Origin of the sequence: Aminobacter sp. Piv2-1 (genome assembly GCF_037625995.1) — a bacterium.
Lineage (GTDB): Bacteria > Pseudomonadota > Alphaproteobacteria > Rhizobiales > Rhizobiaceae > Aminobacter.
In genome coordinates, this window is the sequence record NZ_JARKMU010000009.1 from 44,157 (window position 1) to 56,987 (window position 12,831).

The following is a 12,831-nucleotide window of genomic DNA, read 5'->3' on the forward strand; positions in this document are numbered from 1 at the left end:
CCATGAACGAGACCGTCAGAAACGCCACCGCCCGGGAACCCATCCTCGAGATCGAGAACCTGTCGATCTCCTTCTTCACCCGCGCCGGCGAGATCCCCGCGGTGATGGATTTCTCCTGCACCGTCATGCCAGGCGAGGCCATGGGCATCGTCGGCGAGAGCGGCTGCGGCAAGTCCACCGTCTCGCTCGGCATCATGCGCGACCTGTCCAACATCGGGAAGATCGTCGGCGGGCGCATCCTGTTCCAGGGCAAGGACATGGGCGAGATGTCCGAGGCCGAGCTGCGCGCCGTGCGCGGCAACAAGATCGCCATGATCTACCAGGAGCCGATGGCGAGCCTCAACCCGGCCATGAAGATCGGCAAGCAGCTGATGGAAGTGCCGCTGATCCACGACAAGGTGTCGAAGGAGGAGGCCTACAGCAGAGCGCTCGACATGGTGCGCGCGGTCAAGCTGCCCGATCCCGAGCGCATGATGCGCTCGTTCCCGCACCAGCTTTCGGGCGGCCAGCAGCAGCGCATCGTCATCGCCATGGCGCTCCTGTCCAAGCCGGCGCTGCTCCTGCTCGACGAGCCGACCACCGCGCTCGACGTTACCGTCGAAGCCGGCATCGTCCAGCTGGTCAAGGGGCTCGGCAAGCAGTTCGGCACGTCGATGATCTTCGTGTCGCACAATCTCGGCCTGATCCTCGAGACCTGCGACCGCATCACCGTCATGTATTCGGGCGAGGCGGTGGAGACCGGCTCGATCAAGGACGTGTTCGACCGCATGCGCCACCCCTACACGCAGGGGCTGTTCCGCTCGATCCCGCTGCCCGGCGCCGACAAGAACGAGCGGCCGCTGGTTGCCATCCCCGGCCAGCTGCCCTTGCCGCACCAGCGGCCCAAGGGCTGCAACTTCGGCCCGCGCTGCCACCATTTCGTCGAGGGGCTGTGCAACGCCGCCGAGATCCCGATGATCCCGGTCGCCGGCCATGACGGCCATTTCAGCCGCTGCGTGCGCTTCAACGAGATCGACTGGGCGGCCCTGCCGCCCGGCGCCAAGGCAGCCCAGGAGCCGGTCAAGCCGGGCACGCCCGTGCTCAAGATCGACGACCTCAAGAAATACTACCGCGTCGGCGGCAACGAGGTGTTCGGCGGCGGCGAGGGGAGGGTGGTCAAGGCCAACGAGACCATCAGCTTCGAGGCGCGCGAATCCGAGACCGTCGCCATCGTCGGCGAGTCGGGCTGCGGCAAGTCCACGCTCGCGAAAGTGCTGCTTGGTCTCGAGACGGCGAGCTCCGGCAAGGTGGTGCTCGGCAACAAGGAGATCCAGTCGACCGGTATCGAGGCGCGCGACGTCGAGACCGTGTCGTCGATCCAGATGGTGTTCCAGAACCCGTTCGACACGCTGAACCCCAGCCATTCGGTCGGCTCGCAGATCATCCGTACGTTGGAGAAGTTCAAGGTCGGCAGGAACGCCGCCGAGCGCAAACAGCGCATGCTGGAGCTCTTGGACCTCGTGAAGCTGCCGCGGCCTTTCGCCGAGCGCATGCCGCGCCAGCTCTCGGGCGGGCAGAAGCAGCGCATCGGCGTCGCCCGCGCCTTCGCCGGCAACGCCCGGGTCGTCGTCGCCGACGAGCCGGTTTCGGCGCTCGACGTCTCCGTCCAGGCGGCGGTGACCGAGCTTCTGATGGACATCCAGCGCAAGTCGAAGACGACGATGCTGTTCATCAGCCACGACCTGTCGGTCGTCCGCTACATCGCCGACCGCGTGGTGGTCATGTATCTCGGCCACATCGTCGAGCAGGGCACGACCGACCAGATCTTCTCGCCGCCCTACCACCCCTATACGGAGGCCTTGCTCTCGGCGATCCCGATCGCCGACACCTCCGTGGTCAAGAAGCACATCGTGCTGGAAGGCGACATCCCCTCGGCGATGAACCCGCCGTCGGGCTGCCCGTTCCAGACCCGCTGCCGCTACAAGTCCCAGGTGCCCGGCAATCTGTGCGAGCGCGAGGTGCCGCCGGTGCGCGACATGGGCGGCGGCCACCAGATCAAGTGCCACCTGCCGCAAAGCGCCTTCGACGCCATGGAGCCGGTCATCAGCCTCGGCAAGGGCGCTGCCCCCGGCGCGCACGACATAACGCCCGAGGCGTGAGGGGCCATCGGTCTGGACCTGTCGTGGTTTCCACGCGGTCAGGATCAGCAACCTGACGAGGCGTCGGCATTCGTCATCCCAGGGCGAAGCAGGCGCGTTGGCGCCGTCGCGGAGACCCTAGGATCCATGCCGTGACATCTGTCTTCGCGGGTGGAAACCTTTCCCACGGGCCGGGGATTTTTTCGTGTGGGCCGGCCCTTCGTCTGGTCGCGCTTGAGGACCGCCTCATTCCTTCCCACCCCCCTCTGGGCTGCCGCCCATCTCCCCCACAAGGGGGGAGATTGGCAGCTCCGGCGTCTCGCCCGTTTCCGGCTGCTAAGAGTGGCTTTTGCAACGGTGGCGATTGGCAAAGGCCGTGGCGACAGCCAATCTCCCCCCTTGTGGGGGAGATGTCCGGCAGGACAGAGGGGGGTGGGAAGGAATAAGACGTAGAAGGTCTGCCTTCCTCGCACGCCTCGTTTTGGCAGGAACTCTGTCAGCAGACCGCGTGGAGAAATTCTCCCGTTTTTCCACCCCCTCCAAAACCTCCGGTATTCTCGTGCCATCGCCCTTGTCGGGACCTGGTGCGCACCGGGTGTCAGGAAGGGCGGCGGTGACCTCCCGCCACGGCTGCGGTAGCCGTGGCTCCGAGGGCCCGTCGACAGGCCGGCGTCGTCCGGCGCGCGCCGCAAATGGCGGGTGCCGGACGGTGCGGAGAAGCCGCGGGTTCAGGCCACGAAAAGACCGTGGGACGGACCTGTGACCGGCCGACCGAGGGACAGACACCGGGCGGGGCGCGCGGTTCGCGCCACGTATCAAACTATCGGAAGGCTCGGCCTCGCGCCCCGCTTCCCGAACTTTCTCCCGGCAAGGGAGCGTTCTTTGACAATGGCCAGGCGCGAAAGCGAGCGTGGCAGTGAATAGATGCGCCCCCAGCGCACCCCTCATCCGCCCCTTCGGGGCACCTTCTCCCGCAAGGGGAGAAGGTCTCGCCAACCGCTTCGCTCTCCTTAGGGAAGGCTGAGACCAGAATCGCCAAATCTTGACTATAATATTCATCTTTTATTTCAGCGAAATCAGCTGCTTATCCAAAAATTTGACCGATTGATAAAAAAACAGAAAGTGCTACGCTTCCTCAAAACCAATAAAAACTGGGGAACTGGAATGGCAGAAGGTCTTTTCAAGGAAGGCATCGTCGGCGGCCGCCTTGGCACCGCTCAATACGCCGAGAATTTCTCCGACCTGCACCCGCCGCTCGACAACCACGAGGCGCTGGTCGAGGCCGATCGTTGCTATTTCTGCTACGACGCGCCGTGCATGCAGGCATGTCCGACATCGATCGACATCCCGATGTTCATCCGCCAGATCGCGACCGGCAATCCGCTCGGATCGGCAAAGACCATCTTCGACCAGAACATCCTCGGCGGCATGTGCGCCCGCGTCTGCCCGACCGAGACGCTGTGCGAGGAGGTCTGCGTCCGCGAGGTCGCCGAGGGCAAGCCGGTGCAGATCGGCCGCCTGCAGCGCTACGCCACCGACGTCGCGATGGAGGAGGGCAAGCAGTTCTACAGCCGCGCCGCCTCGACCGGCAAGAAGGTCGCCGTCGTCGGCGCCGGCCCCGCGGGGCTTGCCGCCGCCCACCGGCTCGCCCGCCACGGCCATGACGTGACCATTCTGGAAGCCAGGCCCAAGTCGGGCGGCCTCAACGAATACGGTATCGCTGCCTACAAGAGCACCGACGATTTCGCGCAGGCCGAGGTCGACTACGTCACCGCAATCGGCGGCATCAAGACGGAAAACGGCAAGGCGCTCGGCCGCGACTACCACCTCGCCGACCTCACCGCATCGTACGACGCCGTGTTCCTGGGTCTCGGCCTCGCGGGCGTCAACGCGCTGCGCGCCGAGGGCGAGGACGCCGACGGCGTCGCCAACGCCGTCGACTTCATCTCGACGCTGCGCCAGGCGAGCGATCTCTCGAGCCTGCCGGTCGGTCGTCGCGTCGTCGTCATCGGCGGCGGCATGACGGCGATCGATGCTGCCGTCCAGTCCAAGCTGCTCGGCGCCGAGGAGGTGACGATCTGCTACCGCCGCGGCCAGGAGCACATGAACGCCTCCGTCTTCGAGCAGGATCTGGCCGCCGCCAACGGCGTCGTCATCCGCCACTGGCTGCAGCCCAAGGCCGTCGTCGCTGAAGGCGGAAAGGTCACGGCCATCGAGCTCGAATATACCGCCATGAAGGGCGACAAGCTCGCGGGCACCGGCGAGACCGTGCGGCTCGCCGCCGACCAGGTGTTCAAGGCCATCGGCCAGAGCTTCGAGGCGTCGGCGCTCAACGGCAGCGGCCCGTCGGTCGCCATGGAAGGCGGCCGCATCAAGGTCGATGGCGAAGGACGCACCTCGCTCGCCAAGGTCTGGGCCGGCGGCGACTGCATCGCCGGCGGCGACGACCTGACCGTTTCGGCCGTGGCGCAAGGGCGCGACGCGGCTGAATCCATCAACCGCGCCCTGATCGGCTGAGGGAGGCTAAGATGGCAGACATTCGCAACAACTTCGTCGGCATCAAGTCGCCCAACCCCTTCTGGCTGGCCTCTGCGCCGCCCACCGACAAGGCCTACAACGTCGAGCGCGCCTTCAAGGCGGGCTGGGGCGGTGTCGTCTGGAAGACGCTGGGCGAGGAAGGCCCGCCCGTCGTCAACGTCAACGGTCCGCGCTACGGCGCGATCTGGGGGGCGGACCGCCGCCTGCTCGGCCTCAACAACATCGAGCTGATCACCGACCGCGACCTGCAGACCAATTTGCGCGAGATGAAGCAGGTCAAGATGAACTGGCCGGATCGGGCGCTCGTCGCCTCGATCATGGTGCCGTGCGAGGAAAACGCCTGGAAGGCCATCCTGCCGCTGGTCGAGGAAACCGGCGCCGACGGCATCGAGCTCAACTTCGGCTGCCCGCACGGCATGAGCGAGCGCGGCATGGGCTCGGCGGTCGGCCAGGTGCCCGAATATATCGAGATGGTGGTGCGCTGGTGCAAGCAGTACACGCGCATGCCCGTCATCACCAAGCTGACGCCCAACATCACCGACATCCGCAAGCCGGCGCGGGCGGCCAAGTCGGGCGGCACCGACGCGGTGTCGCTGATCAACACCATCAACTCGATCACCGGCGTCGACCTCGACAGCTTCGCGCCGCAGCCGACCATCGACGGCAAGGGCAGCCACGGCGGCTATTGCGGCCCGGCGGTGAAGCCGATCGCCATGAACATGGTGGCGGAGATCGCCAGGGACCCCGAGACGCGCGGCCTGCCCATTTCGGGCATCGGCGGCATCACCACCTGGCGCGACGCGGCCGAATTCATGGCGCTCGGCGCCGGCAACGTGCAGGTCTGCACGGCGGCGATGACCTACGGCTTCAAGATCGTGCAGGAGATGATCGCCGGCCTCGAGAACTGGATGGACGAGAAGGGCCACCGCTCGCTCGACGACATCGTCGGCCGCGCCACGCCCAACGTCACCGACTGGCAGTATCTCAACCTCAACTATGTCGCCAAGGCGCATATCGACCAGGATGCCTGCATCAAGTGCGGCCGCTGCCACATCGCCTGCGAGGACACCTCGCACCAGGCGATCACCAGCATGGTCGACGGCGCGCGCCACTTCGAGGTGATCGAGGAGGAATGCGTCGGCTGCAATCTCTGCGTCAACGTCTGCCCGGTCGAGGGCTGCATCACCATGGAGCCGCTCGCCGCTGGAGCCATGGACAAGCGCACCGGCAAGCCGGTGTCGCCGACCTACGCCAACTGGACGACGCATCCCAACAACCCGATGGCCAAGGCGGCGGCGGAGTAGGGGAGCCAGGTGAGCCGAAGGCTGCGTCTTTCCAGTCTCGCCATGGCACTTGCCGCCGGCCTCTCGGCCGGCGGTGCTCTTGCTGACGACCTCAAGCCGCTCGATCTCGATACGCTCGACAAGGCCGAGGTCGAGGATTTCCTCGGGCGACCGTGGGAGATTCGCAACGAGGCCGGTGACAAGCGTTGCCGGGTCGTGCTCAAGCGCGAGCCGGTGATCGGCGGGTCGGAGATCGAGGTCGACCCCGGCTGCGCCAAGGTGTTTCCGATCATGGACGAGATCGCCGCATGGCGGCTCAAGGAGGGCTGGGCGATCGACCTGGTCGATGCCGTCCGCCAGATGCGCCTGCGCTTCGAGGTGCCCGACGTCACCTATGTCGCCGTCCAGGACATCGACGGCATCTTCACCATCGAGCAGCTTCCGAAGGAGTGATCTTTGGGCCGCACCTGGCACCGCCTCAGCGTCTCGTTTCGCGCCATCCACCCGGTGACCGAAGCCAGGGCAGCCTGAGTTCGCTCGACCTTATCCGTTTCAAAAACGACAGTTTGTCAGTGGCCGCCGGCGGCCGCGCATGGGACCCTCGTCATGGAAAACGACTTTTCGGTGCTCGCCCTGATGGGGCGCTTCTTCCTCGGCGGGGCATTCGTCTTTGCCGGTTTGCGCAACATAGCCAACGCGAAGCTGCTCACCGGTATGATGACGGCGCGCGGCGTGCCGCAGGCGGGCCTGGTGCTCTGGGCAGGCATCGTGCTGCAGATCCTTGCCGGCCTGATGGTGGCAATCGGCTTTCAGGCAGCCTATGCGGCTGCGGCACTGATCGCCTTCCTGGTGGCCGGGACGCTGATGTTCCACAATTTCTGGGACCATCAGGGACCGGACCGCGCCTCGCGGATCAACGGCGTGGTCAGCAACGTGGCGCTTGCCGGCAGTTTTCTGCTGGTGATCGCAAGCAGCCAGTAGCTGAGGAGCCGATTCAGCTTTTCGGCCTAAGCCCTTCGAGGAAAAGCTGTTCGAGGAACCGGGCGGCGTCCTCGAAGCGGCCATCGCCGCCGCGGTCCGGGCCGAGCACGGCGCGGACCTGGACGTCGAAATCGGCATAGTGCTGGGTCGTCGCCCAGATGGCGAAGATCAAGTGCCAGGGATCGGTTTTCGCAATCTTGCCCGACCGCATCCAGCCCTTGATGACCTCGACCTTCTCGTCGACCAGGCTTTTCAGCTCGCCCTCGAGCATCGGCATGATGCGCGGCGCGCCCTGCAGGATCTCGTTGGCGAACAGCCGGCTCTCGCGCGGATAGTCGCGCGCCATCTCGAGCTTGCGGCGGATGTAGCTCCTGAGCTCGGTCATCGGGTCGCCGATGTTGTCGAGTTCCTTCAGCGGCGCCAGCCAAGTGTCGAGCAGCCGGTGCATCAGCGTCTCGTGGATGTCTTCCTTGCGGCGGAAGTAATAGAGCAGGTTGGGCTTGGACATGCCCGCCGCCTCGGCGATCTGGTCGATGGTCGAGCCGCGGAAACCGTTGGCCGAAAACACCTCGAGTGCCGCTTCGAGGATGACCTCGCGCTTCTCCTTCTGGATGCGGGTGCGGCCGCGCGATGTCGAGCCTTCCATGGTCATGACGTCCCGCATTCGAGGGTGGACAGCGATCGCATCTGGACCAATCCGCTGGACCAGTTCTTGCCGACCTGTGGAGCGCGCCTCAGAAGCCGCATTTCCGGTAGTAATCCCTTGACCGCCAATGCGGCGGTGCTAACGTTTGTCCAATCGGTCAAAAAATTGCGTAGCATGAAAACGCACCGAAGACCAAGCGTTGGCCGTACCGAAACAGGGGAAGAAAGGAAAGCTTGGTCATGTCGGACAGGCTAAAAGTTACGCCCAACGATCTCAGCGCATTCTGGATGCCGTTCACCTCGAACCGGCAGTTCAAGCAGGCGCCGCGCATGATGGTTGCGGCCAAGGACATGCATTACACGGCCAGCGACGGCCGCAAGATCCTCGACGGCACCGCGGGTCTCTGGTGCGTCAACGCCGGCCACTGCCGGCCCAAGATCACCGAGGCGATCCAGCGCCAGGCGGCCGAGCTCGACTACGCGCCCGCCTTCCAGATGGGGCATCCGATCGTCTTCGAACTGGCGAACCGCCTCGTCGACATCGCGCCCAAGGGCATGGACCATGTGTTCTTCACCAATTCCGGTTCGGAATCGGTCGATACCGCGCTGAAGATGGCGCTCGCCTACCACCGCGTGAAGGGCGAGGGCTCGCGTACCCGCCTCATCGGCCGCGAACGCGGCTATCACGGCGTCAATTTCGGCGGCATCTCGGTGGGTGGCATCGTCACCAACCGCAAGATGTTCGGCACGCTGCTGACCGGCGTCGATCATCTGCCGCACACCCACCTGCCGGCCAAGAACGCCTTCACCAAGGGCGAACCGGAACATGGCGCGGAGCTTGCCGACGAGCTCGAGCGCATCGTCACCCTGCATGACGCCTCGACCATCGCCGCCGTGATCGTCGAGCCGGTCGCCGGCTCCACCGGCGTGCTGATCCCGCCGAAGGGCTATCTGCAGAAGCTGCGCGATATCTGCACCAAGCACGGCATCCTTTTGATCTTCGACGAAGTCATCACCGGTTTCGGCCGTCTCGGCACGCCGTTCGCGGCCGACTATTTCGGCGTTACGCCCGACATCATCACCACCGCCAAGGGCGTCTCCAACGGCGTCATCCCGATGGGCGCGGTGTTCGTGAAGAAGGAGATCCACGACGCCTTCATGACCGGCCCCGAGCACATGATCGAGTTCTTCCACGGCTACACCTATTCGGGCAACCCGATCGCCTCGGCGGCAGCACTCGCCACCCTCGACACCTACAAGGACGAGGGACTGCTCACGCGCGGCGCCGAGATCGGCGCCTATTGGGAAGAGGCGCTGCATTCGCTCAAGGGCGAGCCGCATGTCATCGACATCCGCAACATCGGCCTGATCGGCGCGATCGAGCTGCAGCCGATTGCCGGCGCGCCGACCAAGCGCGCCTTCTCGGCCTTCGTGAAGGCGTTCGAGCGCGGCGCGCTGATCCGCACGACCGGCGACATCATCGCGCTGTCGCCGCCGCTGATCATCACCAAGGGCCAGATCAACGAGCTGATCGACCACGTCCGCGAGGTGCTGAGGATGATCGACTGACGCATTCGCCCGAAGATCGGGTTCGGTCTTCGGCGATGCGATTGAAGACGTCAGAGCGTCTGTCCGCGTCCGTATGGACGCGCAACGCTCTGGAGCTTGAACCCGCAGGGCGTCCGTGCTCTGCGGGTGTCGCTCCGACGAAGACAGGGGCCCCGTTCCGAAGGCGTGGGGTTCCAGGCGAAAGCCGACCGAAGGAGATCCGGCGCCGGGAACCGCTGGGGTTTCCGGGCAGAACAAGAAAATGAGAGGACGTTTGCGATGGCCGCCCCCGGCGAAAATCTGCGAATCAATTCAGAGCGTTTGTGGGATTCGCTGATGGAGATGGCGAAGATCGGCCCCGGCATCGCCGGCGGCAACAATCGCCAGACCCTGACCGACGAGGACGGCGAGGGCCGTCATCTTTTCAAGAAATGGTGCGACGCCGCGGGGCTCGACATGGGCATCGACGAGATGGGCACCATGTTCGCCCGCCGCGAGGGCACCGATCCCGAAGCCTTGCCGGTCTATGTCGGCAGCCATCTCGACACCCAGCCGACGGGCGGCAAGTTCGACGGCGTTTTGGGCGTGCTCGGCGGGCTCGAAGTGATGCGCACGCTCAACGACCTGGGCATCAAGACCAAGCACCCGATCGTCGTCACCAACTGGACCAACGAGGAGGGCACCCGCTTCGCGCCGGCCATGCTGGCGTCGGGCGTGTTCGCCGGCGTGCTCGAGCAGGACTGGGCCTGTGCACGCCAGGACGCCCACGGCAAGCGCTTCGGCGACGAGCTCGAGCGCATCGGCTGGAAGGGTGCGGAAAAGGTCGGCGCCCGCAAGATGAAGGCCTTCTTCGAACTTCACATCGAGCAGGGGCCGATCCTCGAGGACGAGGACATCGACATCGGCGTGGTCACCCACGGCCAGGGCCTGAAGTGGCTGCAGGTGACGCTGACGGGCCGCGAGAGCCACACCGGCTCGACGCCGATGCCCAAGCGCCGCAATGCCGGCCTCGGCATGGCGCGCGTGACCGAGCTGGTGCACGAGATTGCCATGGACTACCAGCCCGATGCGGTGGGCGCCGTCGGCCACATGGAGGTCTATCCCAACTCGCGCAACATCATCGCCGGCCGCACCGTCTTCACCATCGACATCCGCTCGCCGGAGAAGGAGGTGCTCGACACGATGGATGCGCGCATCCGCGAGGGCATCGCCACCGTCTGCGAGGCGCTGGATATCTCCTTCGAGGTCGAGCAGGTCGGGCATTTCGACCCCGTCGCCTTCGACAAGGACTGCGTGAAGGCCGTGCGCGATGCGGCTGATCGCCTGGGCTACAGCCATCGCGACATCGTTTCGGGCGCCGGCCACGACGCCTGCTGGATCAACCGCGTGGCGCCGACGGCGATGGTGTTTTGTCCGTGTGTCGACGGCCTCAGCCACAACGAGGCCGAGGAGATCTATCCGGAATGGGCCGCGGCCGGCTGCGACGTGCTGTTCCACGCCGTGGTGGAGACCGCGGAGATCGTGGAGTGAGTTTCTGGACCGACATTGCCGCGCAGGACGGCCTTTCCCCCGTGGGGGAAGGGCTGCCTGTGCTTGGCCTGCGCGGAGTGCCTGTCCGTACATGATCTGAACCAATGCCAAAGCGCACAAAAGAGGCGCGGCACGAATAAGGGGAACTAAAATGACCAAAGTCATCAGAAACGGCACCATCGTCACGGCCGACCGGACGTGGAAGGCCGACGTGCTGATCCAGCACGGCAAGATCGTCGCCATCGGCGAGAACCTGCATGCCGACCACGAGTTCGATGCCACCGGCTGCTACATCATGCCTGGCGGCATCGACCCGCACACGCATCTCGAAATGCCGTTCATGGGCACCTATTCGGCCGACGATTTCGAGAGCGGCACGCGCGCCGCCCTTTCCGGCGGCACCACGATGGTGGTCGATTTCTGCCTGCCCGCGCCCGGCCAGTCGCTGCTCGAAGCGCTGCAGATGTGGGACAACAAGACCTCGAAGGCGTGCTCCGACTTCTCGTTCCACATGGCGATCACCTGGTGGGGCGAGCAGGTGTTCAACGAGATGGCCGAGGTCGTCGACAAGGGCATCACCTCGTTCAAGCACTTCATGGCCTACAAGGGCGCGTTGATGGTGGACGACGACGAGATGTACGCGTCGTTCAGGCGCTGCGCCGAACTCGGCGCGCTGCCCCTGGTGCATGCCGAGAATGGCGACGTGGTCGCGCAGTTGCAGCAGAAGCTGATGGCCGAGGGCAACAACGGCCCGGAGGCGCACGCCTATTCGCGCCCGCCCGAGGTGGAAGGCGAGGCGACCAACCGCGCCATCATGATCGCCGACATGGTGGGCTCGCCGCTCTACGTGGTGCACACCTCCTGCGAGCAGGCGCATGAGGCGATCCGCCGGGCCCGGCAGAAGGGCATGCGCGTCTTTGGCGAGCCGCTGATCCAGCACCTGGTGCTCGACGAGACCGAATATTTCAACAAGGACTGGGACCATGCCGCGCGCCGGGTGATGAGCCCGCCGTTCCGCAACAAGCTGCACCAGGATTCGCTGTGGGCCGGCCTGCAGGCGGGTTCGTTGCAGGTGGTTGCGACCGACCATTGCTCTTTCACCACCCAGCAGAAGCGCACCGGCGTCGGCGACTTCACCAAGATCCCCAACGGCACCGGCGGCCTCGAGGACCGCATGCCGGTCTTGTGGACCAAGGGCGTGAACACCGGCCGGCTGACGATGAACGAGTTCGTGGCGGTGACCTCGACCAACATCGCCAAGATCCTCAACATGTACCCGAAGAAGGGCGCCATCGTCGAAGGCGCGGATGCCGACATCATCGTCTGGGATCCCAAGCGCAAGAAGACGATCTCGTCCAAGACCCAGCAGTCGGTGATCGACTACAACGTCTTCGAGGGCATCGAGGTGACGGGCCTGCCGCGCTTCGTCTTCACCCGCGGCGAACTGGCGATCCAGGAACACGAGGTCAAGGCGCATCCCGGCCACGGCGAGTTCGTCGCCCGCGAGCCGCATGCGGCGGTCAACCGGGCGCTGTCGCAGTGGAAGGAGATCACTGCGCCGCGCAAGGTGGAGCGCACCGGCATCCCGGCGACGGGCGTGTGATCATCCACCCGTTGCGCCATTTCTTCAAAGGATGGCGCAACGCTGTGCGAGGAGCTTTTTGATGCAATCGGATGTGGCTCGGTTCGCAACGCGGTCAAGCAACTACTTTTCCATCGGGGCTCTCGTTGGAAGTGTGTTCGTTGGGCTGTGGGTTGGTGGTGGGGTGTTCTTGGTCTTGCGAGAATTGGTCGAGGGGTATTCGGAATCGACTTCAAGGTTTCCGATGGTTGTGGCGGGAGCGGCATTCTGGAGCTTGCTGGCCGCACTTGTTGCCACACTGCCGGTCAGCATGGCCGTAGCCGGATTGACGCTGTTGTTGGCTAGGCTGGCACATGCTCGGCAATTGCCCAAAGTCTCTGGTTTTGGACTGTTGGGTGCAATGGTGGGAACGGTTCTTGCGGCGCTGCTCGTGATTGCCGACATCCTTGCCGGCAACTCCATCGCACTGGCGGTTGGCACCCCATTGATCATTGCAGGGGTCGCGGGTGGAGCGTTGGCCGGCGTCATCTATCGTGCGCTGCTCGTTTACCGATATCCCGCATTGAATCGCGAGACACTCAGGCAGGATGCTTAGTTTGAACAGCCG

The 12,831-nt window shown here is 65.0% G+C and carries 10 protein-coding genes; 9 read left to right on the forward strand and 1 reads right to left on the reverse strand.

The genetic code is table 11. The annotated features are described in order from the left end of the window. The first annotated feature begins 2 nt into the window (after nt 1-2). From AmiPiv_RS17030 to AmiPiv_RS17050, 5 genes are all read left to right on the forward strand, one after another. Complete coding sequence (locus tag AmiPiv_RS17030) at nt 3-2,138, forward strand: ABC transporter ATP-binding protein (RefSeq protein ID WP_340038680.1); 2,136 nt, start codon at nt 3-5, stop codon at nt 2,136-2,138. Between the two features lie 1,143 nt (nt 2,139-3,281). After that, a complete protein-coding gene (locus AmiPiv_RS17035; RefSeq protein WP_340038681.1) occupies nt 3,282-4,634 on the forward strand; it encodes an NAD(P)-dependent oxidoreductase in 1,353 nt (450 codons plus the stop codon). A gap of 11 nt (nt 4,635-4,645) precedes the next feature. Continuing rightward, nucleotides 4,646-5,959, forward strand: coding sequence for an NAD-dependent dihydropyrimidine dehydrogenase subunit PreA (preA, locus tag AmiPiv_RS17040; protein ID WP_340038682.1), 1,314 nt, complete (start codon nt 4,646-4,648; stop codon nt 5,957-5,959). Nucleotides 5,960-5,968: 9 nt separating this feature from the next. Further along, nucleotides 5,969-6,391, forward strand: coding sequence for an AprI/Inh family metalloprotease inhibitor (locus tag AmiPiv_RS17045; protein ID WP_340038683.1), 423 nt, complete (start codon nt 5,969-5,971; stop codon nt 6,389-6,391). Nucleotides 6,392-6,544: 153 nt separating this feature from the next. Next, the gene (locus AmiPiv_RS17050; protein ID WP_340038684.1) at nt 6,545-6,919 is read left to right on the forward strand and encodes a DoxX family protein; all 375 of its coding nucleotides are present in this window, start codon (nt 6,545-6,547) and stop codon (nt 6,917-6,919) included. A gap of 13 nt (nt 6,920-6,932) precedes the next feature. Here the strand turns inward: AmiPiv_RS17050 and AmiPiv_RS17055 are convergent, their stop codons facing one another. Further along, on the reverse strand, nt 6,933-7,565 hold the full coding sequence (locus AmiPiv_RS17055; RefSeq protein WP_340038685.1) for a TetR family transcriptional regulator C-terminal domain-containing protein: 633 nt from the start codon (nt 7,563-7,565) through the stop codon (nt 6,933-6,935). A 239-nt stretch (nt 7,566-7,804) separates the two neighbouring features. Between AmiPiv_RS17055 and AmiPiv_RS17060 the strand changes: the two genes are divergently transcribed. The 4 genes from AmiPiv_RS17060 (at nt 7,805) to AmiPiv_RS17075 (ending at nt 12,819) form a co-directional block, all read left to right on the forward strand. Further along, nucleotides 7,805-9,133 carry an aspartate aminotransferase family protein gene (locus AmiPiv_RS17060; protein WP_340038686.1) on the forward strand — a complete coding sequence of 443 codons (1,329 nt, stop codon included), beginning with the start codon at nt 7,805-7,807 and terminating at the stop codon, nt 9,131-9,133. A 258-nt stretch (nt 9,134-9,391) separates the two neighbouring features. Then, nucleotides 9,392-10,642, forward strand: coding sequence for a Zn-dependent hydrolase (locus tag AmiPiv_RS17065; protein ID WP_340038687.1), 1,251 nt, complete (start codon nt 9,392-9,394; stop codon nt 10,640-10,642). Nucleotides 10,643-10,793: 151 nt separating this feature from the next. Then, complete coding sequence (gene hydA, locus AmiPiv_RS17070; RefSeq protein ID WP_340038688.1) at nt 10,794-12,245, forward strand: dihydropyrimidinase; 1,452 nt, start codon at nt 10,794-10,796, stop codon at nt 12,243-12,245. Between the two features lie 61 nt (nt 12,246-12,306). Further along, the gene (locus AmiPiv_RS17075; RefSeq protein WP_340038689.1) at nt 12,307-12,819 is read left to right on the forward strand and encodes a hypothetical protein; all 513 of its coding nucleotides are present in this window, start codon (nt 12,307-12,309) and stop codon (nt 12,817-12,819) included. Nucleotides 12,820-12,831: the final 12 nt, after the last annotated feature.